This window comes from Bifidobacterium tissieri, from assembly GCF_002259645.1.
Taxonomy (GTDB): Bacteria; Actinomycetota; Actinomycetes; order Actinomycetales; family Bifidobacteriaceae; genus Galliscardovia; species Galliscardovia tissieri.
Window position 1 is genome coordinate 119974 of record NZ_MWWV01000001.1, and the last position, 23818, is coordinate 143791.

General features: G+C 61.2%; 20 protein-coding genes. 10 read left to right on the top strand and 10 right to left on the bottom strand.

What is annotated here, in order from left to right; genetic code table 11:
* Nucleotides 1-31: 31 nt before the first annotated feature.
* From rpmF to ilvN, 4 genes are all read left to right on the top strand, one after another.
* Complete coding sequence (gene rpmF / locus BTIS_RS00615; protein ID WP_094661720.1) at nucleotides 32-226, top strand: 50S ribosomal protein L32; 195 nt, start codon at nucleotides 32-34, stop codon at nucleotides 224-226.
* 141 nt (nucleotides 227-367) lie between these two features.
* A complete protein-coding gene (gene rnc, locus BTIS_RS00620) occupies nucleotides 368-1081 on the top strand; it encodes a ribonuclease III (RefSeq protein ID WP_094661780.1) in 714 nt (237 codons plus the stop codon).
* 326 nt (nucleotides 1082-1407) lie between these two features.
* Nucleotides 1408-3270, top strand: coding sequence for an acetolactate synthase large subunit (locus BTIS_RS00625; RefSeq protein WP_094661721.1), 1863 nt, complete (start codon nucleotides 1408-1410; stop codon nucleotides 3268-3270).
* 23 nt (nucleotides 3271-3293) lie between these two features.
* The gene (gene ilvN, locus BTIS_RS00630; RefSeq protein WP_094661722.1) at nucleotides 3294-3848 is read left to right on the top strand and encodes an acetolactate synthase small subunit; all 555 of its coding nucleotides are present in this window, start codon (nucleotides 3294-3296) and stop codon (nucleotides 3846-3848) included.
* A gap of 132 nt (nucleotides 3849-3980) precedes the next feature.
* Here ilvN and BTIS_RS00635 read toward each other — a convergent pair whose 3' ends face one another.
* Nucleotides 3981-5633 (bottom strand): hypothetical protein, encoded by a 1653-nt coding sequence (locus tag BTIS_RS00635; protein WP_140555799.1) that lies wholly within the window; start codon nucleotides 5631-5633, stop codon nucleotides 3981-3983.
* A 176-nt stretch (nucleotides 5634-5809) separates the two neighbouring features.
* Here BTIS_RS00635 and BTIS_RS00640 point away from each other — a divergent pair, with 176 nt between their 5' ends.
* Nucleotides 5810-6160 carry a hypothetical protein gene (locus BTIS_RS00640; protein ID WP_094661724.1) on the top strand — a complete coding sequence of 117 codons (351 nt, stop codon included), beginning with the start codon at nucleotides 5810-5812 and terminating at the stop codon, nucleotides 6158-6160.
* A gap of 164 nt (nucleotides 6161-6324) precedes the next feature.
* Here BTIS_RS00640 and BTIS_RS00645 read toward each other — a convergent pair whose 3' ends face one another.
* Both BTIS_RS00645 and cysS read right to left on the bottom strand, forming a co-directional pair.
* Nucleotides 6325-7122 carry an AIM24 family protein gene (locus tag BTIS_RS00645; RefSeq protein WP_094661725.1) on the bottom strand — a complete coding sequence of 266 codons (798 nt, stop codon included), beginning with the start codon at nucleotides 7120-7122 and terminating at the stop codon, nucleotides 6325-6327.
* Nucleotides 7123-7530: 408 nt separating this feature from the next.
* Nucleotides 7531-9126 carry a cysteine--tRNA ligase gene (gene cysS, locus BTIS_RS00650; protein WP_094661726.1) on the bottom strand — a complete coding sequence of 532 codons (1596 nt, stop codon included), beginning with the start codon at nucleotides 9124-9126 and terminating at the stop codon, nucleotides 7531-7533.
* Between the two features lie 78 nt (nucleotides 9127-9204).
* Between cysS and BTIS_RS00655 the strand changes: the two genes are divergently transcribed.
* On the top strand, nucleotides 9205-9939 hold the full coding sequence (locus tag BTIS_RS00655; RefSeq protein WP_094661781.1) for a type 1 glutamine amidotransferase: 735 nt from the start codon (nucleotides 9205-9207) through the stop codon (nucleotides 9937-9939).
* Nucleotides 9940-10220: 281 nt separating this feature from the next.
* A complete protein-coding gene (locus BTIS_RS11795; protein WP_094661727.1) occupies nucleotides 10221-10790 on the top strand; it encodes a hypothetical protein in 570 nt (189 codons plus the stop codon).
* Nucleotides 10791-11033: 243 nt separating this feature from the next.
* Here the strand turns inward: BTIS_RS11795 and BTIS_RS00665 are convergent, their stop codons facing one another.
* The 7 genes from BTIS_RS00665 to BTIS_RS00690 form a co-directional block, all read right to left on the bottom strand.
* Nucleotides 11034-11696 (bottom strand): hypothetical protein, encoded by a 663-nt coding sequence (locus BTIS_RS00665; protein ID WP_143248826.1) that lies wholly within the window; start codon nucleotides 11694-11696, stop codon nucleotides 11034-11036.
* A gap of 185 nt (nucleotides 11697-11881) precedes the next feature.
* Nucleotides 11882-12496 (bottom strand): hypothetical protein, encoded by a 615-nt coding sequence (locus tag BTIS_RS00670; RefSeq protein WP_094661729.1) that lies wholly within the window; start codon nucleotides 12494-12496, stop codon nucleotides 11882-11884.
* A gap of 13 nt (nucleotides 12497-12509) precedes the next feature.
* Nucleotides 12510-17441: a M60 family metallopeptidase gene (locus BTIS_RS00675; protein ID WP_094661730.1), complete on the bottom strand. Its 4932-nt coding sequence runs from the start codon at nucleotides 17439-17441 to the stop codon at nucleotides 12510-12512.
* Nucleotides 17442-17675: 234 nt separating this feature from the next.
* On the bottom strand, nucleotides 17676-17828 hold the full coding sequence (locus BTIS_RS11800; protein WP_158216801.1) for a hypothetical protein: 153 nt from the start codon (nucleotides 17826-17828) through the stop codon (nucleotides 17676-17678).
* 50 nt (nucleotides 17829-17878) lie between these two features.
* Nucleotides 17879-18304, bottom strand: coding sequence for a S26 family signal peptidase (locus tag BTIS_RS00680; RefSeq protein ID WP_094661731.1), 426 nt, complete (start codon nucleotides 18302-18304; stop codon nucleotides 17879-17881).
* A gap of 7 nt (nucleotides 18305-18311) precedes the next feature.
* Nucleotides 18312-18578, bottom strand: coding sequence for a PqqD family protein (locus BTIS_RS00685; protein ID WP_094661732.1), 267 nt, complete (start codon nucleotides 18576-18578; stop codon nucleotides 18312-18314).
* Between the two features lie 77 nt (nucleotides 18579-18655).
* Complete coding sequence (locus BTIS_RS00690) at nucleotides 18656-20107, bottom strand: nucleotidyltransferase family protein (protein WP_094661733.1); 1452 nt, start codon at nucleotides 20105-20107, stop codon at nucleotides 18656-18658.
* Between the two features lie 282 nt (nucleotides 20108-20389).
* Here BTIS_RS00690 and BTIS_RS00695 point away from each other — a divergent pair, with 282 nt between their 5' ends.
* The 3 genes from BTIS_RS00695 (at nucleotide 20390) to BTIS_RS00705 (ending at nucleotide 23705) form a co-directional block, all read left to right on the top strand.
* A complete protein-coding gene (locus BTIS_RS00695) occupies nucleotides 20390-20833 on the top strand; it encodes a hypothetical protein (RefSeq protein ID WP_094661734.1) in 444 nt (147 codons plus the stop codon).
* Between the two features lie 166 nt (nucleotides 20834-20999).
* Nucleotides 21000-22154: an ATP-binding protein gene (locus tag BTIS_RS00700; protein WP_094661735.1), complete on the top strand. Its 1155-nt coding sequence runs from the start codon at nucleotides 21000-21002 to the stop codon at nucleotides 22152-22154.
* Nucleotides 22155-22283: 129 nt separating this feature from the next.
* Complete coding sequence (locus BTIS_RS00705; protein WP_094661736.1) at nucleotides 22284-23705, top strand: hypothetical protein; 1422 nt, start codon at nucleotides 22284-22286, stop codon at nucleotides 23703-23705.
* Nucleotides 23706-23818 lie beyond the last annotated feature (113 nt).

Below are 23818 nucleotides of genomic sequence, written 5' to 3' on the forward strand. Positions count from 1 at the left end.
ACTAGTTATACATCGAAATAGAGGATCCGAAATGGCACTGCCTAAGTACAAGACGTCGCGCGCCAACACGCATTCGCGCCGCGCCAACTGGAAGACTTCCGCCGCTCAGACCGTGGTCTGCCCGAACTGTGGCGAGCCCGCTCTGCCGCACATGGCCTGCCCGAACTGCGGCCAGTTCCGCGGCCGCGTCTACCGCGACGCCATCAAGCCCGCTTTCAGCAAGTGAGCTGAACCGGCTTCGTAGCGTTAGCGAATAAGCGACAAGGACCCTGCCATCGACGGGTGGCAGGGTCCTTTTGTATGCGCCTTGCATGCATTGCCATGATGTCATCGCATGACTCGCCCCATGACTAAGCTGGGATTCATTATGTCTGAGAATCGCAATCCCGAAAACGACGCCCCCGCTCTGCTGCTCAAGGCACTGGGCGCCACGATCAGCCCCGAACTGCTGATCCACGCACTCACCCACCGTTCCTTCGCCCACGAGCACGAAGGCATGCCCAACAACGAACGACTGGAGTTCCTGGGCGATGCCGTGCTGGAACTGGTCACCACCGAAACCCTGTTCGCCAAACACCCCGATTTCTCCGAAGGGCAGATGGCCAAGATGAGGGCCAAGGCCGTGTCCGAGGAATCGCTGTCCGCCATCGCGCGCACCAAGCTCAATCTGGGCCAGTACATTCTGCTCGGCCGCGGTGAAGCCGATTCCGGCGGCGCCGACAAGGATTCCATCCTGTGCGACACCGTCGAATCGCTGATCGGCGCAGTGTTCGTGGAACACGGCATCGAAGGCGCGCGGCCGGTGGTGCACGGTCTGATCGATGAGACACTGACCGAAGTGACGCAGGAGGGTCCCGCCCTCGATTGGAAGACGTCCCTCACCGTAAAGGCGCACAAGAAGGGGCTAAGCGAACCGCAATACCGCATGGAGGTGGGCGGCCCCGAATACCGTCCTGAATTCACCGCCCATGTGATCCTGTCCGACGGCAGCGAAATCGCCACCGCCACCGGATCGTCCAAGCGCAAGGCCCAGCTCGCCGCAGCGGAGATCGCCTGGCACGAGCTCGATCATCGTCGCTGAGGATTCGCCGACGATACGGCGATACTGACGATTGAGAATCGGGCGGCGGGTGCCTCATGCAATCGTCGCCCGTCATCTCACAGCTCTCACGGCGTCACGGTTTTCGGCCGGATTTCGGCGATGGCGCGATGGCGGTTTTGGCGATGGCACGGGACCGCACTAGACTGGCTTCAAACGCCATCCCGCGCCACAAACGCATATTGGCGATTCCCACCCGTCCGCACTTCGGGCACCCTACCATACGGACCGGTACAGGACGTTTACTCTGTTTCAGTTACATGATCGAAGCATGCCGGTTGCGGGCATGCAAGGATTGAGAGGAAGACATGGCATTGCCCACACCTCTGCAGGCATTCAGCGCAGTACCCAAAGGCCCTGTCGAAAAGCTGACGGCGGATAAGCACATCGTCAACGGGGAGAAAATGACCGGCGCACAGGCCGTGATCCGCGCACTGGAGGATCTGGGCGTCGAGGATGTCTTCGGCCTGCCCGGCGGTGCCATTCTGCCCGTGTACGACGCGCTCAACGACGACACGAAGTTCCGTTTCGTGCTCATGCGTCACGAGCAGGCCGTGGGCCACGCCGCGGAAGGGTACGCGGTCGCCACCGGCAAGGTGGGCGTGTGCATCGTCACGTCCGGGCCGGGTGCCACCAACACCGTCACCGCCATCGCGGACGCGAACATGGATTCCGTGCCGCTGGTGGTCATCACCGGTCAGGTGGGCGTGGGCGCGATCGGCACCGACGCGTTCCAGGAGGCCGACATGGTCGGCATCACCTACCCGGTGGTCAAGCATTCGTATCTGGTCACCAACGCGGCCGACATTCCGCGCGTGCTGGCCGAGGCCTACTACGTGGCCAACTCCGGCCGTCCCGGTCCCGTGGTCGTGGATCTCACCAAGACCGCGCAGACCGAAACCCTGTACTACACGTGGCCGCAGCGCATGATCCTGCCCGGCTACAACCCCACCACCAAGGCGCACGGCCGCGTGCTGGCCAACGCCGCCAAGCTGTTCGGCCAGTCCTACCGCCCGGTGCTGTACGTGGGCGGCGGCGCGGTGCGCTCCAAGGCCACCGAGCAGGTGCGCAAGCTGGCCGAAATCACCGGCGCTCCGATCGTCACTACGCTTCCTGCGCGTGGCATCGTGCCCGAGTCCGATGACAATGTGCTCGGCATGCTTGGCATGCACGGTACCGTGGCCGCCACCGGCGCGGTGCAGCAGTGCGATCTGCTCGTCGCGATCGGTGCCCGCTTCGATGACCGTGTCACCGGTTCGCTGCCCGACTTCGCTCCGGCCGCCCGCGTGATCCACATCGACATCGATCCCGCGGAGATCGGCAAGAACCGCGCCGTCGACGTGCCGATCGTGGGCGACGTGGCCACCGTGATCACCGACCTCATTCCCGAGATCGTGCGCGATCAGGCCATCAACGGCAAGCCCGATCTGGAACCGTGGTGGTCCACCATCAACGAGCTGCGCGACAAGTACCCGATGTTCTACGACGAGCCGACCGACGGTTCGCTCGCTCCGCAGTGGGTGATCCAGCAGCTGAGCGACCAGGCCGATCCTGACACCATCTGGGTGTCCGACGTCGGCCAGCACCAGATGTGGGCCAGCCAATTCATCGACTTCAAGAACCCGAACTCCTGGATCTCGTCCGGCGGCCTCGGCACCATGGGCTTCGGTCTGCCCGCAGCCATGGGCGCGCGCGTGGCCTTTGACAAGCCCGTCTGGCTCATCGCCGGCGACGGCAGCTTCCAGATGACCAGCGAGGAGCTGGCCGCGGCGTTCCTCGACCACCTGCCGGTGAAGATCGCTATCCTCAACAATTCGGTGTACGGCATGGTCCGTCAGTGGCAGACGCTGTTCTACAAGCAGCATTATTCGGCCACGAATCTGCTCGACGGCGAGGCTCGTGAAGAGCAGATCGCCGAAGCCGACTTCGTCGATGTGCCCGATTTCGTCAGGCTCGCCGAGGCGTACGGCTGCGTGGGCATGCGCGCGTTCACCAAGGAGCAGGCGGTCGAGGCGATCACCAAGGCGAACGAGATCAACGATCGTCCGGTGCTCATCGACTTCCGCGTGTGGAAGGACGCCATGGTGTGGCCGATGGTCTCCGCCGGCGACTCCAACTCCAACGTGACGTACAAGCCCGGCATCCAGCCGCTCAAGGGCTCGCAGAACTAAGCAGGGAAAGGCAAGTAATCATCATGGCAAACTATCCCGCTTCGCAGTCCACGTCGCAGCGGCACACGCTGTCGGTGCTGGTGGAGAACCGTCCCGGCGTGCTCGCCCGCATCTCCGGCCTGTTCGCCCGTCGTGCGTTCAACATCAACTCGCTGTCCGTGTCCCCCACCGAGCGTCCGGACATCTCCCGCGTCACCGTGACGGCCGACGTGGAGGAGCTGCCGCTCGAGCAGATCATCAAGCAGCTCAACAAGCTGCTTCACGTGCTCAAGATCGTGGAATTGGATTCGGCGAACACGGTGAATCGTGAGATCGTGCTCGTCAAGGTGGCGGCCGATTCCAAGACGCGTTCCGACATTCTGGAGATCGTGCAGACGTTCCGCGTGCGTGTGGTCGATATGCACCCCGAGTCTCTGGTCATCGAGGCGACCGGTTCGAGCGAGAAGCTTGATTCGCTGCTCGCGTTGCTTGACGACTACGGCATCATCGAGCTCGTGCGTTCCGGTGCCGTGGCACTGACCCGTGGCCCCAAGGCCCTGAGCGAGAAGGTGGTCGGCTCCGAGATCAAGGGCCGCTGATCCTTGTGTGTGTTCGGTTCGACGGAATGCGGGCCGAACACACAATAGAAAACGAAAGGCCTCGGCTCCCAGTTCGGGAGTCGAGGCCTTTCTGCATTCAGATGCCAGCGGTTATGCGGTTATGCCGTTCCCTTATTCCCTGTTCCGCTTGCGCATCATCGAGAACACCGTGCCCGCAATCAGCAGCACGGCCGACAGACCGGCCAGACCGGCCACTGCAGTGCCCGTGGTCGCCAGCGCCGAGTTCTGCTCCTTCACCGGGGTCTTGCCCTGCGAGGATGCCAGCCACTGCTGGGCGGTGTTGCGGGTAGCGGAGCCGTTGCCCGCGTTGGAGGTGCCAGGCTGCACAGTTGCGGTACCGTTGTCGGAGCCGGTGCCGCCATTGTTACCGGTCCCGCCGGTCGTGGTGTCGATCTTCTCCCATCGTGCCGTGTAGGTGGCGTCCTCATGCACGGGCAGGAACCGGTTGAACCGCACACCGGCATCGGTGTACCAACCGTCAAGTCGGTAGCCGCTCGGAGCCTTTGGCGACGGGATGTCGCTGCTGAGCAGCCACAGGCCCTTGATCACCCGGCTGCTGCGCTGCTGATCGGCACCATTCGCATCCGTCCACTTGAACGTCACCGTGGCGAAGAGACCGGTGCTCGGGGTGTCGTTGGTCTGCTCAAGCGTGGCGGTCAGATGCATGCCGAGTCCGGTGGCGGTGCCCTGCGAGAACGTGGCGTCGTAGGCGTTGCCGTTCTCGTCGGTCCAACCGGTGATCTTGTAGCCGTACGGCACGATCGCCTCGATCGCCCCCTGCTTGGCGGCGTAGGCGTCCGCGAGCGCCGAACCCGTGTCCACACGCTCGAACACCGACAGCTTGCCGACCGTGAATACGAGCTGCGTGCGCGTGGCGTGCAGGTCGGAGACGGCGAACAGCGTGGTGTCGTGGCTGACGGTGCCGGCGTCGGACAGGTCGGCCTTATAGGTGTGCAGCAGCGCGTACCAGCCGGTGATGGTGAGGTTCTTGGGCATGCGCGACTGGATCTCATCCTTCTTGGCTGCGTAGGCGTCCTCGAAGCTTGAGCCGCGGTCCACCGTGGCGGTAACCACGGTGCCGAGGTCGCCGGGCAGCACGAATCGCACCTGCACCTGCTTGGCGGAGGTGTTGGGCTGGTTGGGCAGTTGCAACGCCAGAATGGCGGTGAACGTGACCGTCTTCTGGCCGGTGATCTGGGCGCCGGCCAGATCGGCCGAGTATGACACGCCGAGCGAGGATGTCCAGCCGACGATCACCTGTCCCGCGGGTACGCCAAGCTGGGAGTCGTCGGGCACGGTCACGTCGAGCGAGTTCGTGTATTTCTTGGTCACGGTGGTGGTGTGGTCGCCCACCTTGAACGTCACCGTGGTCTGGTATTCGTGGCCTACTCCGGCGGAGTCGGGGCCTGAGCCATTGGAGGTGCCGGCACCGTTGGCGGCGTTATCCGAATCGCCGTTGGAGTCGGTGACGCCGTTCTGATTCTGGTCGGGCGTGGTCTGGCTGTTGGAGCCGTTGCCGTTGGCCGTGGTGCCGGTCGTTGTGCCGGGATTAGTGTTGTCCGTGCCGTTTCCGGTTGCGTTGTTCGCATTGGTGGACGACGCGGAATCGACCCCCTGCGCCCTGTTCACGCTCTGGCTGGCCCCTGTCGTATTGCCATTGGCACTGTCATTCGCCGCGAATGCCGCGCCTGGTGCCATCATTGTCAGCCCCAGCGCAACGGCGACAGCCATGCCGGCCAGTCGTCCGCCCCAGTTTCTCCTCATATCCCATCGCCTCAATCAGGTCGTTCTTCTTCCTACTGTTCATCATTATTACTCGCATATCGGTACGCCTATGGGCCCGTTTACCATAGGATGACGAAGTTTCAACACATTGCGATGAAGTGACGATTCGCGGAACCATCGGCCGCGAATCACGGGGAACAGGATAGGGGGACGGGATGAGGATCACAGCCGACTCCGTGGATGACGGCGACAACGCCACTGACGAGACGAATACCGAGCATGATGAGGATTCCGAAGCGTCGGAGGAGGATGCCGAGGCCACCAGTTCCAAGGCGGTGTATCAGCTCAGCGTAGTGTCGATGCTACTGGGCATCGGAGCCGTGGTCATGTGCTTCATTCCCGGGGTGCCGTTGACTTATGCCCTGTTCGCCGCGATCGGAGGTGCCGCGCTGGGACTGATCGACTGTCTTTCGGCCACGGTGCTTCGCGAACCGAAGGTCCGTCTCATCGCCGCCGGCAGCACCCTGATCTGCGCGCTTGCCATCATTGTCGTTCTGGTGCTCTGACCGGCTCCGGGCCAAGGCTCTGCGTCACACTCCGGTATTGCGGATCGGCGGCCTATCCCCGTCTCGCTAGGCAGATTCACCCGATTGCCGAGGTCTAACCATGCACAAGGCCAAATCCGCCTAGCGAAGGGGAGATAGCACCGACGTTTGAGACCCAAGAGGTGTCACACCGTGCCCGTGCCGGCATTGATGCCGAATGTGGGGGCCGCCACCGGGGCGAGCAGCACGCGGCCGGAGCCTCGATATACGTTCACCAGCCCCTCGCCGTTGACCGCGGAGCCGATCAGGGACTTGCCGCTGCGCTCCACAGTGAACTGCAGGCTGCTGGTCCAGGCGATGGCGAAGTTGCCATCCACCTTCAGTTCATCGTTCTCCAGATCGATGGTCACCAATTCGCTGGCAGGCACCGGCGATTCCAGTGCCACGGCCCCCTGCCCGCTCAAGGCAAGGTTGAACAGTCCCTCTCCTCCGGCCACCATGGCGCTCGGACGTGACACCATCACGGCCTGCTGCTGGACCGTTGACTCGCACGCGTAGAACAGGCCATCGTTCACGGTCATGGAACCGCCCAAGTGCACGGGATTGATCAGCAGGATGTGACGATAGGTGGGCTCAAGCACCACCAGACCGGCTCCCACATATTCAGGCTTGATCGCCGACTCCTTGGTCACCGCGCCGCGCGCCATCTTGCCGATGAGATCGCCCACACCCTTCACGCCCGTGGTGGATTCGATATGCCCTGCGGTCCACTGCATGGCCCCGGCCTGCAGGATCACGCCCATGCGGCCATCCAATGTGCAGACCAGCTGGCGTCGACGCACATTCATTTCGGATGCGAAATACGCGGCGGTCGCACCGCCGTAGCTCACTGAGAGATCGCGCTTCCATTCGATCACCTGGAATGAGCCCTGCTGGGCCACAACCTGAACATCGTCGTTATCCAGGAAGTTATAGATTTTCATGTCGGTCCTCCTTCTCGACACCGCAATCCCGTCCCTTTGGGATTTCTTGGAACGTCTTAGCGATGGACGGCGTTGGCGGCATAACACACTGCAGTGTAATTTGCCGGCCTGAGATTGAATCCCGTAATTTTGGGGATCTTCTCTGGTGAATACATGCATAAACCACTTTCGTTGGGCGGATTTGGCCTTGTGCATTGGTCTAACCTCGGCAATCGGGCGAATCTGCCCAGCGAAGCGAAAATAGATCGCCCATCATCCAGAAAGTGGTCAAGCCGCATTCCCACCCTCCGGTTGGGGAAGCGGCGACATGTTCTCCAGATCTGCCAGCCCGCCAACCTGCACATACAGCAATGTCCTGTGGATTCGGCACGGACCCACAGGACATTGGAATGACAGGTGAGGGCTCCCCTACTTCAGGGACCAGGTGGAGCCGGCGGGGGAATCCTCGATCACCACGCCGGCCGCGGCGAGTGCGTCGCGGATGGCGTCGGCGCGGGCGTAGTCCTTGGCCTTGCGAGCCTCAGCGCGAGCCTGCAGCTGCTCGGAGATGAGGGTGTCGAGCACCTCATGCTCCTTGCCGTCACCGCCATCGCCACCGGAGGCCCATTCCGAGGCCAGCGGATCAAGTCCCAGCGTATCGAGCATGGCGCGCACGGACACCAGCACGCCGCGCACCTCGGCGCGGGCGACCTTGCTGTCGGCGGCGTCCTCCAGCTTGGACAGCAGTGTGTTGCCGGCGCGTACCGCGCTGAAGATGGCACCAACTCCACCGGCGACGTTGATGTCGTCGTTCATGGCGGTCACGAAGTCCGCGGGAAGGTCGCCCGCACCCACGGACTGGATCTCATCGCGGGAGGGCTGCTCCCCGATCGCCGCACCCGCGCGCTCAATGAAGTTGGAGACGCGGTCGTAGGCCGCCTGCGCCTCGTTCAGCGTCTGCTCTCCCCATTCAAGCATGGAACGGTACTGCACGGAGGCAAGCGCGTATCGCACCACCCAGGCGCTGTGCTCGGCGAGCACGCTGGGCACGGAAAGCCCGTTGCCGAGCGACTTGCTCATCTTCTCGCCCTTCTGGGTCACCCACGCGGAGTGCATCCAGTGGTGGGCGAATCCCCAGCCGGCGGCGCGGGACTGCGCGGTCTCGTTCTCATGGTGGGGGAAGCGCAGATCAAGACCGCCGCCGTGGATGTCGAAGTCGTCGCCGAGGTAACGGTGGCTCATGGCGGAGCATTCGATGTGCCATCCCGGACGCCCCACACCGAAGGGGGTCTTCCAGCGTGCGTCCTCGGGATCGGTGTCCTTGGGTGCCTTCCATAGTGCGAAATCGCGCGGATCGTGCTTGTCGGGAGAGGCGTCAGCTGCGTCGACGGGGTTGTACTTGTCCGGGCCGGTCTCGTCCACGCTGGGGCCCATACGGTCGGCCACGGCCGCGGCTTCGTCGGCGGCGGGCTTGGTGCCGGACTCCTGATGGGTGAGCTCGCCGTAGCGCGGCCAGCTCGCCACGTCGAAGTACACGTTGCCGGTGGGCTTGCCGTCGGCGTCGAGCACCACGTAGCCGTGTCCGTTGTCGATGATGCGCTGGATCAGGTCGACCATGTCCTGGATGTGTCCTGTGGCGCGCGGCTCGTAGGTGGGCGGCAGCACGCCGAGCGTCTCATACGCCTCGGTGAATTCGCGCTCGTAGATGTAGGCGCGCTCCCACCAGCGCTGGCCGGCGGCACGCGCCTTGTCGAGGATCTTGTCGTCGATGTCGGTCACGTTGCGCACGAAGGTGACCTTGTATCCGAGGCGCAGCAGCCAGCGGCGGACCACGTCGAACGCCACGGCGGCACGGATGTGGCCCACGTGCGGCGAGCTCTGCACGGTGGCACCGCACACGTAGATGCCGACTTCCCCGGGTCGGATGGATTCGAACGGTGCGATGTCGTGCGTGGCGGTGTCGTACAGGCGTAGGCCTTTTGCCACGGAATCGTTGAAATCAAGCGGTTTTGGAGTACTTGTCATATTCCCGAGGGTATTCGTTCTCACCGACATGCACAAGACGATTCCGTAAGTTACATGCGAAGTGTAAAAATAGTGAATATGTCGAAGCCGCAGGTATTGATTTTTCAGCACGTCGACTGGGAAAAGCCCGGTCGGATTCTTGACAATCTCGATGAACTGGAAGTTCCATCCCAGATATTGAACATCTCGAAAAAGAAGAAGCCCGATCTTCCTGATTTCAGCGAGGTGGCCGGTGTGGTGATCATGGGCGGACCGATGGGTGCCATGGATTATGACAAGTATCCGGGATTGAAGACCGAGGGCAAGATCGCCAAGGCCGCGATCGCCGTGGGCAAGCCTGTGCTGGGCGTGTGTCTGGGACATCAGATCATTGCCACCGCGCTGGGCGCCAAGCTCAAGCCCGGCAAGGAGCCGGAGATCGGGTTCGCGCCGATCACGCGCGTCGACCGTCACGACTACTTCTCGATGTGGTCGAAGGAGCTTACCGTACTGCATTGGCATAATGACGTGGTGTCGCTGCCGGAGGGCGCACAGTTGCTGGCCCGCTCGCCGCTGACCAAGAACCAGGCCTACCGCGTGGGCAGCGCGCTGGGCATGCAGTTCCATCTGGAGGTCGGTTCCGCACTGTTCGAGGAGTGGCTGAATACGCCGGAGATGACGAAGGACCTGAAGAAGTCCGACATCTCGAAGATGCGCGACGACTTCGCCGAATACAATCCCCGTCTGCATCCGATGGCCGAGTCGGTGTTCTCCGGGTTCGCCGCCCGTTGCGCCACCTACGCCAAAACGTTGGAACAATCGTTGGAACAGTAGGGTTCCGAGAACAGGCGACACCCCCCCACCACAGTCCCTATCACGGCAAGCCAATGCCCCTCTCCTTTAGGGGTGTCCATTGTTTGCACACATGGAATCACAGTTGCAATCGCCGTATTCGCAACGATTCACACCCTCATATCAGTCCTGCATATACCCACCTCTATTGTGGTGGTCACAACGGGGGTATATACTCACGTTCTGTACACAGATATTGACTTGCCGTCTTGGAACATGCGCTTGCGCATCACATCCAGCAAGGAAAGAAGTAGGGGTTTATCATGACTTCCATTAAGAATCGTGTGATGACCGCGCTCGCCGCCGTCGTGGCAATGTTTGCCGCGTTCGCTCTGGCACCGGCCGCATCCGCCGCGGATTACGGTACGGTCGCACCGTCCGTCTCCGGCAACACCGCAACCGTCACCGTCACCGTTACCGACGATCTGTACAACCAGGGCTACACCCAGGTGTACGTCACCGCCGACGACACGCTCGTCGAGAACATCGTTCAGGCCGCCAACAAGACCTGGGGTCCGTTCGCCCTGAGCACCACCTCCCCGCACACCGCCACGCTGAAGTACATCTTCAAGTCCGGCGTGTCCTCCGCAACGTTCAGCGCCTACGCTGAGAACCCCTCCACCGGCGCCACCCAGTCCATCGGCTCCGCCACGGTGAAGGCCCCCGCCACGGGCGAGGGTGCCTCCTCCACGGATTCCTCCGCCACCACCAGCTCCAGCTCCAACAAGCTGGCCAAGACCGGTGCCGTGATGCTGCCGTACATGGTCGCCGTGGCCGCGCTCGCCGTCGCCGGTGGTGCCGTGTTCGCCGTGCGTCGCTCCATGAACCGCTGAGTCTTCAGCGATCGTCTTCCTTAAAGGGACGTGGGCTTCGGCCCCGTCCCTTTTTGCATTTCACAATTGCATCGCCCGGCACATCACCCCACACTCGGCGAACAGCCCACACCTCGCGAAACACCCTTCCATAACCCCCACTCGCCTACCCCCGAAGTAGAATCCCCCTGATGACAGTGCGCTAGAAAAACCCAAGGGCATTCATGTTCATCGTCACGTTCTGCACCGGAAACGCCCCATTCCTTATCCCTCGCCGCACATCGCCGACCGGCTGGCATGCACGGCCGCCTCGCTGATATCGCAGTCCAGCAGATACACCGGAACGTTCCGGATCAACCGATCCATGAGGTCCAGAGTATGTATCGCCGCCGCTGAATCATTCGGCATATAGATCTGCGGCATGAGCCACGGCAGCGCCGTCTGCGGATCGATGCGCCGACAGATGTTGCGCGTTCCACGCGTCACGATGCATATGCCGCCCAACGGCGCATGCGCTTGCGCGGTCTGCCAGCCTTCCTTGCCCGCCCACGGCGTGGCATGAGCGATCACCGCAGCGTCCACATCAGCATCCGCGCCGGAATCCACGAATTCCAGAATCGGCTTGTCCCCGTTGATCACCTGCATCTTCGACCCCAGATATCGCCGCCATAGCCGGATGTGCGTGGATTTGCCCGTGCCGCTGGGCGCGGTGAATACATACGCCCGGCCTTTGTATGTGATCGTGGCACCGTGGAATACCGTCCGGTTCAACGCCGGCAATCGTTCCGCGATCGCGCGCAGTACGGCCAGCGTCTCCAGATAGTCGTCCGGCCAGATCCCGGCGTCGGCGCGCTCGCGTTCGCGTTCGCGTTCGATCATCTGCCGGGTGACTGAAATCGTGCAGTCCGGCATCGTTTGCGATGTCACCGCGCCATCTGCATACGCGCCATCTGCAGAGCCCGCAGAGTCGATTGCATAATCACGGCATAATTCGCGTATGGAGTCGTGGATGTGATTGATGCGGATCACGAGTCCCGCGATCCGCATCGTGAATGAGTTCACCATGACTGACCTGCCCTGCCGCAGTACCCCGGTAGCATCTCAGCAGTGCCTCAGTAGTAGCCGGTCCAACGGCTGCCGTCCGGGTCCACGACGAGCCCGCCCTCGGTCGGTGTGCCGCCGGTATGGTCGCCGCCGGACTCGCCGTCGCCGGACGATTCATCGCGCCCGCTTTCCGTTTCGTCTTCAACGCCGCCGGAGCCAACGACGTCTCCGGAACCGCTGTCCCCGTCGGTATCCGTATCGATGACACCACCCGACGTTCCGGTTCCGGGGAATCGTCCACTGCTGGTCACGCTGCCGTCGGCCAGCCGCTTACTCGCAGACTCGCCGGCGGCATCGGCAGCCGACGACGGGCCTTTCACATCCGCCGTATCCGCTGCACCCGCTGCTCCTGCCGCAGTCGTGCCCGCCGTCGTCTGATCGCCGCCGAACACCGATTCCTCGGTCACGTCATTGTCCGCGCTGCCGCTCTTGGTCTCCGGGATGATCGTCCGTGACGCCGCGGACGAATCACTCCCCGATGCGCCGACGGCACCGCTCATCGCATGCCATGCCACGTATCCCAACGCTGTCGCCAGAATCACCGTGGCGATTACGGCGACAATGCGCAGCAGCAGACTGCGATGTTCCAGAGCCATGGCTTTCAGCTGTTCAATATCATGCATATCGCGCCTCACCTCATTTCCCGCCGTCGTCGGACTTCCCAACGCCACCGGCACCGGCACCAGCCGATTCACCGTCCGTCGTCACGCCGATCTGTCCCAGAATGCCCTGCGCGTACTCGCGTTCCTCGTCGCCGGCACCCGAGCCGTCAGCCAGAATCGCCTGTGCGATGCCTTGGATCGAACGGGAGCGGACACCGTCGGTCACGGTGACCGGAGTGCCGTCAACCGTGGTGTAGTCGACCCACAGTCGTGAATACACCGTCCGTGCATAGTTTCTGCTGGCGAAGCCCCTGACCACAAGGTTGGAGATGAACGAGCCGTCGTTGTCGGCACCGTCGATCTTGTTCACGCCGATCGCCGATCCGGTGAGATTGGTTGCGGATGCACCGTATTTCCATCCCCATGCGGTCACCATGGCACCACTGGTCGGGGTGATGGCGTAGCCGAGTCGCATGCTGGTGCTCGCATAATCGACCTTGCCGGACGTGTCGGAGAAGTCGGCGCGCATGGACCCGCCCTTGAATCCGATCACATCGCTCACGGGCACGAACTTCGCGTAGGCACTGCCGCTGGTCACGCGGTCCGGCAACGGAATCGTGTGCTCTGCGTCGACATACCAGCCGGCGAACGTCATGCCATCGCCCGTCGAACCGGAACCGTCACCGTCACCATTGGCAGGAGCGGCGGGAGCCGTCCAGGTCGACGAATCCTTACCGGACCGGTACGCGTCCACGGCACACTGGCCGCCATCGGAGCACCCATCGGCACGCCACTGGGCGGTGAGCGTCACGCTCTTGCCCGCCGCGGCGAGATCCACCACGTTCTGACCGTCCTGATAGATGTTGCCGGCGCTGTCCTTCCAGCCGTCGAAGCGGTAGCCCGGTGCACGGTAGGCGGGCACGGGCAACGGACCGGTCACGCCACGGTGAAGCGTCAGATCGTTCATCGTTCCGCTGATCACGCCGTCACTAGCACCATCAATCGCGCCACTGTCAAACTTCACCGTGTACGAATCCAGCGTCGGCACGTTCAGCACCTCGATCCGCACGGTGTGGATCTTGTAGTTGACCACGTAGTAGCCGAACCAGTTCATCGTCGCGTCGAACACGAATTCCTTCGCCGTGCCGGCCTGATCCACGCCATACAGGTAGATCCGGTAGCCCTTGGGCAGGGAGAAGCTCTTGATGTTCTCGAAGAGCTCGCCGAGCTGATCCGCACCGGTGTATTCGCCGGGCAGCAGGGACAACGCCTTGCCCATGTTCCAGATATCGCTGCGCAGCGTGGCCTTCTGTGTGGCGGTCCAGCTGGATTCGGCCACCTCGCTGGGCTTCAGACCGGTGCCGAATGCGTAGGCGCGCGCCTTGACGATCGCTGGACTGCCGGCGAGCGCTACCACGGCCTCCTCCGTCTTCATGTCGAGTCGTGTGCCGTTGTCGACCGTGGGTTCGCTGCCGTCGGTCGTGTAATACACTTCGGTGTCGCCGGTCGCCCCGGCTGCGGCGCTGATGACGAACGCCATCGTGCCGTCGCGTTCCTCGGTTCGGATTCGCGGACGGTCGGTGGTGCCGATGGCGTCGGTCAGGTCGTTGCGGACCAGCGCCACCGATACGGTGCGGCCGTCCCATGCGTAGGCGTCGACGGTCACGGATTCGAGCGATACGGTGTAGTCGTTGCCGCCGGTGAACGTCACCGTGGCGGTCGGCACGTTTTCCAACGTCATTTCGCCGTCGTGAAGCGTGACGTCGTAGGGCGCGATGCCGCTGTCCTTGGGTGTCACCGTGGCCTTGATGCCGGAATCGACGGCACCGTCCACACCAACACCACCGCCGATCATGCGCACGTTGAGCTTCACGTCCACGCCGCTGTTGAGTCGTCCGGCGTTGCTGGCGTTGAGTCGTACGTCGTAGGCGGTCACCGTATAGTCGGGCACGCGGTCGGTGTCCTTCACGTCGACGGTGAATGTGCCGTCGACGGAGTATCCCACGGGCTTGCCATCGGCGTTGAGCACGTATGCGGTGGTATTGGTGGCGTCGGCTGTGCTCAGCGTTGCGGTGATGTCGAGTCCGCCGTTGGCGTTACGTACTGCGCTTACGGTCGGGGTGGGCAGTGCGTTGGTGTCGTAGGCCTTGGCGCCGTTGATCTCCTGCGCATCGCTGGCGATCGTGTAGTATTCGATCGGCCTCGGGAACGACGGGCATTTCGCCGCGTATTCCCGTGCCGCATCGCCGACGGTCAGCCCCATGCGCTCATACGCTTCGGCCATGTTGAATCCGGTGATTTCGCTGACGGCCGCCACCATACGGTCGCGCTTGTTATCACCGACGCCGTTGTATCGGGTCGGTTCGGATCGGATGAGACGGTACATGGTGCCGAGCGTGCCGTATGCGCGGATCTGTTCGACCATCTGCGGATCATGATCGTATCCGTCGTTGTAGTCGTAGTCGTCGAAGTACCGCAGCACCTGCCATCGCAGCATGACGGCCAGGAACACGTCGCCCCAGTTCGCCGTCGCGGTGTCGTCGGTCAGGCTTGCGTTGAGGTATGTGCGGTAGTTGCGGAGCGCCGCGCCGTGGATTCCGGAATGGTAGGTGGTGATCCGGTATTCCCGGTCTTCCGCCTTCATGTTGCGGATTTCCTGCCGGCGTCGTCCCCACATGGCGAACAGGTTGTTGGTTTCCTCGAAGACGACCATGGGACTGATGTCGAGCGTGTGCCCGTATTCGTGGTCCACGCCCCAGGAATGCGGGTTGGTGTCGTTGAGGATGCCGGGAACGTCGCCTTCGTGGATGTGCTGGATGTAGACCCATGCGAAGTAGTACGACGGATTGGTCAGGTTCTTGGACGCTTCGATGACGATGCGCATGTTGGTGGGATGCTGCACCGGGTCGGGGTCGTCCGCGTCGAATCCCTGCAGGTGGTCGAAGTACGCGAGGCGACTGTTCAGTCCTTCGTTGGCCTTGGTCACGTATGCGATGGCGCTGGCCTCGTCGGTCACGTTCTTCAGCGTGGTGTTGGCCGTGTATGAGGCGCGTACTCCGAACATGGTACGGCCGAATCGCATGCCGGTCATGTCGGCGTTGAGCGTGTTGTCATCGGCGAGGTTGCCGGTGAATCCGGTGACGGTATCCACGTTCTTCGCGTATTCACGTAGCTTCTGCACGTATGTCCAGAACGCTTCGGGATGATTCTCGTCGTGGATGTAGATAGGGTACTGTCCCACGTTGTCGCCGACGACGGGATGGTCGATGTCGGCTCCGGAGTCCTCCACGCGGATGGATGCCTTGCTGGTCGTGCTGTAGTTGCGGATGACCAGCGAGTATCCCACGGTGTGCCCGGTGGTGTCGACCGTGACTTCGTTCATGCCGTTGTTGAGTCCGCTTTGGTCGTGGGCCAGCACGAGATAGGGGTTGTTGGCGTCGAGTTGGCCGGTCTGCCGGTAGGCCCATCGCAGCGAGCCGGGATCATCGGCCTGCACGTAGATACGGAATGTGGCCTTGATGCCGGGCCGGATGAAGAATCCGGTGAAGTCGGTGTTGTCGTAGATGTAACCCTGCAGTGTGCGGTTCTGTTCGGTGGAGGGGTATCCGAGACGACTGACCTCGGTCACGGATGCCTCCACGGCCTCGCGATGCTTGTCCAGATACTGCCGTTTGACGTCAAGGGTGTCGAGTCTGGTGTTGTAGGTGGTTTTCTCGGCTTCGGTAATGGGCAGGTCGTCGAGGCTTTTGCGCGCCTGCTTGATTTTTGCGGCGCTGTTGAGTGCGTCGATGACCGTGGTTTCCAGTCCGTCGGTGTACGGGTTGTTGATCTGATCAAGCAGTTCGTATTCCCGTCCGACGACGATGGCCGTGGCGTTGACGCGCAGTCGTGCGGCGACGCCTTTGCCGTCCACGGCCCGGATGCGGGTGAGGTTGGCTTCTGCGGTCTTCTGGTCGGGGAAGGTCGCCACCACGCGGTCCACGGCAAGCGATGCGGCCGACAGGGTGAGCGGCGCGGTTTCGCTGTATGCAGTCAGCGTTGCGGTCACGGTGATCTTGGCGGTGCCGTTGAGGGTGATCTTCTCGTCGACTCGTGCTCCTCCGCCGATGCGCAGGTTTGCGGCGGCGGCCATGGTCACGGCGTTGACCGTGCCGTCGTTGATTTCGATCGTGGCGTTGGTGCCCACGGTCACGCCGCCCGTGCATCCGCTCATGACGCCGCCGTTGAACACGACGGTGCCGCCGCCGAGTTCGAGGACGCCCTTGTTGAGGTTGGTGGCGCGGAAGTTGACGAATCGGACGTTCTTGCCGAGTGTGATGCGTGCGGATCCCGCGGCGTAGATGCCGGAGAATCCGGACGCGAGGTTTTCGCCCTCGAGCGTGAAGGTGGCGTCGTCCGCCGCTTCAAGGTTGAGGGTGCCCGCGCCCATGGCGATCATGTGGATGCCCGCCGTGCGTGTGATCGTCGTGTTTGCGGTGGCGCGGATCGTGACGGTCTTGTTGGTTTCCAGCGTGAGACGTTCGGTGATCGCGAACGCGCCGGCCACTTCGATCACGCTGTTGTTCGGCGCTGCGGCGAGCGCGGCCTTGAGCGTGTCGTAGCTGGTGCCGTTGATGGTGATGCTGGCGGTTTCGGCCGCGTTGGCTACGGATTCGACAACGGGCGCGGCGCCGAGGCTGGCCCCGGCGTCGGCGTTCTTCTCCGCGTCTGTCGTACCGCTCGTGCCGGAATCGTTGAAATCGCCGGCATTGTTGCCTGATACGACGGAGGACTTGTCACCGTCCGTCGTGGCATCGGTCGGCGTATTGCCGTCCGTGGCGTTCCCCGTCTGCTGCTGGTTGGATGATGTGCCCGTTTCGTCGGCGAGCGCCGGAACGGGCACGATGAATGATGTTGCGCAGAGCACCGCGCTCAATGCGGATGCCACTGCTGTGGTGATGATGGCGTGACGTGCGTGGTGACGCATGCAGCTCCCTCTTCCTCGTTCAATTGTTCGTCGTCGCACGATGACTATGACCATGCGACGACTGACTGGAAATATGCGACGATTCACTGTCGCGTATGTGCAATGGCCGTACTGATATCAGGAATCATCAGCAATCGGCATTATCAGAAAAAACAGTGCCGTCAATCCGTCGGCACCGTCGAAAATCGGTATCGTCAACCGATACCGTCAATCATCAGTACTGATCAGTACTGATCAGTACTGTCCGAAAAGATCCTCGGCGCTCTGGTTTCCGACATTGTCGCCGGGGTTGGGCATGTAGTTCGGGTAGCTGTTGCTGGTACGCACCACGTCGGATGCACCGAATTCGATAACGGTCATGGCTGGGGCTTCGTAAACGTTGCTCACGGTCATAATCTTCCTTTACTTCCATGCCCCCACACACTACTTCGGGGGCATTAAGGCCGTAAGCCTAGCAAACCCCCATGGACCAGCTTCCAGAGTTTCCGTACAGGCCATACCGCCAGCCAGAATCGCCAGTACATCCGGTATCCGCGCGACTTCACGCTCACCCGCCGTGCGCCTCGATGGAACTCACAGAGCACGCCGAGAATCCGGTCGTCCGTCACCCGTTCGGTGGGTAGGCAGTTGTCGCCGCGAATCGCGTACCATCCGTCGTGCACGCCGACCACGCGGTGCAGTACGTATCGGTCGCCGTCGCGATACAACGGCACGTCGCCGGTTCGCAACCGTTCTCCGTTGCGCAATGGTCGGATCACGATCACGTCACGCCGGTCGCGCAGCATGGGCCACATGCTCACTCCGGCCGTGGTGTTGACGAATAGGCCTTCGCTCGTGAGCACGTTCTCGATGCGGTCGGTCATCCGCGGATCATTCGCTCAGGAATCCACGTCGACGCATGTCGTCGATGAATGCGTGCACGTCGGATTCAGCCACGTCGCGGTCCACACCGAATCGGCCGACGATGCGATCGACGATCGTCGTCTCATCGGATCCGTCGAGCAGTTCCTGCCAGACGATGCGTCCGGTTTCGTTCACCTTGATCATGCCGTTGAAGTTTTTCGACGCTTCGCCTGTGGCCACGATCACCGTCTGACCGGCCACGTCGCGCATGACGAAACCGTTGTTCACCCGCATGGCTGCTCGCTTTCGTTGCTGATGTTGTTATTGATGGTGTTGGTTGTTGAAGGGGCGTCACGCTGATGCAGGATCCGTCATCGTCGCCGCGGACGGCGTCGTCGCAGAGTCCGGCGTATTTCCTCCGACAGTGCCTGCCGATGCCGTAACGCTCCGCTCAATCGTATCAGCGGCAGTATGGTCAGGCGCGCCGGCAGACTCGACCATCGTGGATGGTACTGCTCCACCCACGCCTTGTCCGGGAACGCCCGACGCCACCAGTACCACAGTACGAACCGGCTGCCGCCGAACCGGCTGCCGGACGGCGGTTGTGTTGGCAGCGTAGCACCCGGCATTGCCGGTGTTCCCGACGACTTGTCACTGACGGTTTCCGTCAGACGGCGGTTGATCCGCTTTTCGATTCGCATGCTTTGCGTACCGTATACGCCGCTTGCCGCGATTTCGCGGAGCATGGCGGATTCCGGCGTTCCGATATTCCATGTGCCGGTCGTGGATCCCAATACCGCCAGAGTGAGGTTTCGCACGGTGTTTTCGAATTCGGATATCCCCAGAGTTTCGAGCATGGTGTGGATATATGAGGTGTTGAATTCACGTTCATATCGGCGGATCATTACTAGGGTATCGGCAAGGAATCGCAGCCCGAATCCGGCGGAATTATAGTGTTTCCACATGTGTACGACATGATAGAGATATTCCTCGTCCGGTGTCAGTCGATAGCCTCGCCCATGCCGGACCGGTTCCGAACGTGATGCCGTAGTCTTGGCTGCCGCAGTTGCGGATTGATCGCCGATTCCGTATGGCATGGCGAGCGCCCATGGATCGGCGTAATGGTCCACCACCGCACGGGAATACAATCCTTCCAGCTGTTCGCCTTCCGATGTGATTTTGCGATGGAATTCGAAATGCAAGCCGTTCCGCGCATTCGTGAAACTCAATTCACGATCCCAGTCGGCATCGCAGGTGTACCCGCGGTTCGTCATCACCCGGCGAATAACGGTCTCGGAGCGGCGAGCGTCATCCGTGTCGTCGCCATCTCCACTGTCGTTTCTCGCGAAACCAATCACCAGATCCTGGTCTCCCATGGAACGCAGTCCCGGTTGGGGATAATACGTGGCGATATCGATGCCTTTCAATGTGATCCATGACAATCCGGCAGCGGAGAATTCCTCGAGGAATGCGTTGCGTTCGGCGTCGAATGCGAGTTGACGGTACAGCGTCAGATCGGCGGCGTGACGCCATCGGTCCATGATTTCCTGTGGAATATCGGCGATCATGTCAGCGGTCATGACTGTCGACAACCCCGTCAGGCACAATGCCTCCACGCCGTGAAACGACATGATGGCATATATCTGCTGCCATGACGCATCCGCTGGTTTTCGTAATACCTTCGACGATGATCCGGTCTGGAAACCGTCATTATTCAAAGCCGCGGCCATCAGTCTGATGACATATCGCGCGGCATGCATGCCTCGATTCCTGGAGTGTTCGGTATCTGCAGATTGTGCGATATCGGTCAAGGGTTCCGCCATTCTTCTGGTGTCGCATATGGTCCGGTGATTCCGGCGTTTTCGACGCTCCGGTTTGTCGTACCTGGATTTGTCACAGTCCACGTCACGATTTGGTTTGCCATGCCAATTGTCAAGCACACTACCGTACTGCCAAGAGAACCGCCGACACCTGTGTCGGAAGTAAATTCCCGACGAATATGACGCCGGAAAACCCTGAATTGCATAATGTCCTGCGAATGGGAAATCCCTCCCATATACTTGACAATGAATACGTCATACCCATTGATCGATAAGGAGCCGAATATGGCATCACTGCTGCAGGGTTTTGAAGAGGTCCGTCTGGTCAAGCCGGTCGGCAAGATCGTGATGACGGTGACCGATAACGCCGTACGGTTCAACAAGGCCACGGCCGTGGTGCTTGGCTACCCGGCATTCGTGAAGGTGCTGATCAATGAACGCACCAAGCAGATCGCCATCACCCCGACCACCGCCAAGGCGGATAACGGCATCAAGTTCAGCAAGGGCGAAGGTAAGCAGACCGCGTCGATCACCGTGCGTGACGCCGCCGTGGTGGAGGCCATCAAGCAGTTCTTCGAGATCGCCGAGGTTCCGGAAGATCAGGTCGCCTACCAGTCCGTGCTGGGTGAGTCCCATCCGAACGACAAGGCCGTGATCTTCGACGCCACCAAGGCCGAAGCCGGCGTGATGAAGCGCCGCGGTCGCAAGAAGACCGTCGCCACCGCCTGATCACCTGCTCCCCCCTGTGTACACACGCCTTCCGGAGAACGCCGAACCCGCTCTCCGGAAGGTTTTTCATTACCTGCCGGAAGAGCGCCGGCAGGACGACCGAGGGACGATAGGCTGTTTATAATGTTTTATATTCTTTTATAAACTTTTATATTTGGGAGCAGCCATGCCGAAGTCTAGGATCACCAATCCGTTCAAACCGAGTGCCGGCCATCTCCCGCCGGTCCTGATCGGACGCGACATCATTCTTGACGACTTCCAGGAGGGACTCGACAACGGGTCCGGCGCCCCCGGCCGCCTTATGCGCATCACCGGAGCCAGAGGTACCGGGAAAACCGTCATGCTTACGGAATTCCGCCGCATGGCCGAACAGCAGGGCTGGCAGACCATCAGTGAAACTGCATCCAAAGGCATGGCCCAACGCTTACTGGAAAAGCTGCGACCCAAGAAGGGAAATCTCAGTTTCTCATTTGAACCGTCCATTAGCGTAATGAGCATGGGCGGCAGTTTGGGCGGTGTTCATTACGAGCAATCCCGTATGCCGTTAACGCTGCGAGAAGCCATGAGCGAGCGTCTGGATGTATTGGAGAAACGTGGCAACGGACTCTTGGTGACCATCGATGAAGCCCAGGCGGCGGACCGGGATGACATGGTCGCCATCGCCACGACCGTACAGCATTTGACCAGTGAAGACCGCAATATCGCTTTTGTGTTCGCCGGTCTTCCTTCGATGGCTTCAAAATGGTTGAACGACGATGTCATGACATTCCTGCGTCGGGCGCAACCGGAACGGCTGGGAGATGTCCCGCTGACGGATGTTTCCCAAGCCTTCACCGATACCTTCACCAGCACTGGAATGCTTCTCGAAGGCGAAGCTCTGAGCCACGCCACGCATGCGACCGCTGGATATCCGTTCATGATCCAATTGGTGGGATACCACATTTGGCGAGTTGCCAAACGCCGTCATCAACAGGAGGATTCCATCACGGTAACAATCGAGGATGCCGAGACCGGAGTCCGAGACGCTCTCAGCAGGTTAGGCGATACCGTGCATGGTCCGGAGTTGGATGGGCTCTCTCCCATTGACAAAACATACCTGCTGGCAATGGCCCAGGACGACGGACCGTCCTCGACTGCAGCGATCGCCAATCGTATGGGAAAAGACGCGCAATACGCCAACATGTATCGAATGCGACTTATCGAAGCACAGGTGATCGAAGAACGCGGATACGGAAAAGTTGATTTTGCCATACCGTATCTTCGAGAGTATTTGCGGGAGCACGCCGCGTATATTCGCATGGCCGGTGGCATCACGGATTAGGGTTCGCCCCCCCAAAAAAACCGCTTTCGTGGTGTTATACGTGCGTTGCTATACTCGCACGTAGCAAGGCGTCCGCCGGGATCAGGTGGGTATCGCAATATCACGTCACGAATTACAGGGGCTCCTCCCATGCCGTTTTCCATCATCATCCGGGACAGATCCGACTATCTGTTTTACCTCGCGCTGGCGATGCTTCCGGTGGATGGCACGGTGATCGGCGTGTACATGCCGTTCTGGACCCCGATCAGCCCGTGGCTGTTCCTGCTGTATGCAGCGGTGAATTGGCGGAGCGTGCTGCCCGATTCGTTGATGATCGACTCGTCCGGTGATGACTCTGATACGGCAGAATCCATCAAGGATACCGGTGCGAACGCCATCCCCGATATGATCCTCAACGCATGGTCCCGACTGCGGATGATGGTCGAACGCAACCCGTCTCCCACCGCAGCGGCGATCATCATCATTGGGTGCTCCTGCGTGGGCTGGATCACCACGGGGATCCACCCCACACAGGCCCTGAACTCGCTGCTTGCGATCGCCGCGGCGGTATCGTGTGCGCTGTCCTTGCGGATCGCGATTCAGCGAAAGCGTCTCCCCTGGCGGCCCATGATCAATATTCTTCTGGCCGTGTATTGGCTCGCATTCGCGGTTGGCGTGATACAGCGCGTGGCCGTGTCCTTGGATATCACCGTGATCCGCGATTATTTCAGCCATCTCATGAGCCGTGAATACATCACCGCCGATTCCAAGTGGGGTGGGAATCGTCCGCAGTTCCTGTTCGCCGAGCCGAGTTATATCGGCATGCATCTGTTCGGTGTGCTGTTGCCGTTGTATTGGCTGCTGCGTCGGCGGGCACCGGATCTGGCCTACAACCTTGCGGCGCTGATCATCACGTTTGCGGTGGGCGCGGTGGTCATGGGAGCGGGAACACGCATTGTGCTGGATTCCCTGGTCGCACTGATGTTGGTGATTGTGATGTCGACTGCCTGGAGGCAACGAGATGCGATGAAACGTGGCCTCCTGCGACTTTTCGGCACGGTCGCGCTGGGGATCCTAGCCGTGGCGCTGAACAGTCGTCTGTCGTCGATCGCCTCGAACGGGGCGGCCGGTGATGGGTCGTTCTTCGCTCGCATCTGGCAGTCTCTTGGCGTGCTGTGCAGCATGGCACAGCATCCGGCGAACCTGCTGTTCGGTTTCGGCGCCGGCAACCTGTCCGACGCCACGCACCTCGGTGCCGAGACCGCCGTTCACGCATTGCGATCCTGGGAGTTTGACCCCACGAAAGCCGATCAATGGTACGCCGGCATCAATCCCGATTCCATGTTCACCATGAGCGCCTACACGAGTTTCCTCGGCGAGTTCGGCGTCATCGGTTTTGCCGCTCTGGTGGCGCTGATCATCGAACGCATAACCCACGCCCACGCCTGGAACAAGACCACCGTCTGCTGGCTGCTGCTCGTCGCCTACCTCTACGTCCAGTTCGAGGGATATGCCTTCTACGCCCTCCCACTGCTTCTGTGGGGATGCGGCAAACAACCGCATCTCGATTAGGAGCTTCACACGGTATTCCAGCTCCGCAAAAAATTGCGAATATTTCGTTTATGTGCCATACTGGGCATATCTATTCATCCACTGCGGAATATTCAAGACGAAAGAAGGGCGGT

Bases quoted from the DNA above. Each gene is read 5' to 3' on its own strand.
- rpmF (WP_094661720.1), top strand. From the start codon at position 32: ATGGCACTGCCTAAGTACAAGACGTCGCGCGCCAACACGCATTCGCGC.
- rnc (WP_094661780.1), top strand. From the start codon at position 368: ATGTCTGAGAATCGCAATCCCGAAAACGACGCCCCCGCTCTGCTGCTC.
- BTIS_RS00625 (WP_094661721.1), top strand. From the start codon at position 1,408: ATGGCATTGCCCACACCTCTGCAGGCATTCAGCGCAGTACCCAAAGGC.
- ilvN (WP_094661722.1), top strand. From the start codon at position 3,294: ATGGCAAACTATCCCGCTTCGCAGTCCACGTCGCAGCGGCACACGCTG.
- BTIS_RS00635 (WP_140555799.1), bottom strand. From the start codon at position 5,633: ATGAGGAGAAACTGGGGCGGACGACTGGCCGGCATGGCTGTCGCCGTT.
- BTIS_RS00640 (WP_094661724.1), top strand. From the start codon at position 5,810: ATGAGGATCACAGCCGACTCCGTGGATGACGGCGACAACGCCACTGAC.
- BTIS_RS00645 (WP_094661725.1), bottom strand. From the start codon at position 7,122: ATGAAAATCTATAACTTCCTGGATAACGACGATGTTCAGGTTGTGGCC.
- cysS (WP_094661726.1), bottom strand. From the start codon at position 9,126: ATGACAAGTACTCCAAAACCGCTTGATTTCAACGATTCCGTGGCAAAA.
- BTIS_RS00655 (WP_094661781.1), top strand. From the start codon at position 9,205: ATGTCGAAGCCGCAGGTATTGATTTTTCAGCACGTCGACTGGGAAAAG.
- BTIS_RS11795 (WP_094661727.1), top strand. From the start codon at position 10,221: ATGACTTCCATTAAGAATCGTGTGATGACCGCGCTCGCCGCCGTCGTG.
- BTIS_RS00670 (WP_094661729.1), bottom strand. From the start codon at position 12,496: ATGCATGATATTGAACAGCTGAAAGCCATGGCTCTGGAACATCGCAGT.
- BTIS_RS00675 (WP_094661730.1), bottom strand. From the start codon at position 17,441: ATGCGTCACCACGCACGTCACGCCATCATCACCACAGCAGTGGCATCC.
- BTIS_RS00680 (WP_094661731.1), bottom strand. From the start codon at position 18,304: ATGACCGACCGCATCGAGAACGTGCTCACGAGCGAAGGCCTATTCGTC.
- BTIS_RS00685 (WP_094661732.1), bottom strand. From the start codon at position 18,578: ATGCGGGTGAACAACGGTTTCGTCATGCGCGACGTGGCCGGTCAGACG.
- BTIS_RS00690 (WP_094661733.1), bottom strand. From the start codon at position 20,107: ATGGCGGAACCCTTGACCGATATCGCACAATCTGCAGATACCGAACAC.
- BTIS_RS00695 (WP_094661734.1), top strand. From the start codon at position 20,390: ATGGCATCACTGCTGCAGGGTTTTGAAGAGGTCCGTCTGGTCAAGCCG.
- BTIS_RS00700 (WP_094661735.1), top strand. From the start codon at position 21,000: ATGCCGAAGTCTAGGATCACCAATCCGTTCAAACCGAGTGCCGGCCAT.
- BTIS_RS00705 (WP_094661736.1), top strand. From the start codon at position 22,284: ATGCCGTTTTCCATCATCATCCGGGACAGATCCGACTATCTGTTTTAC.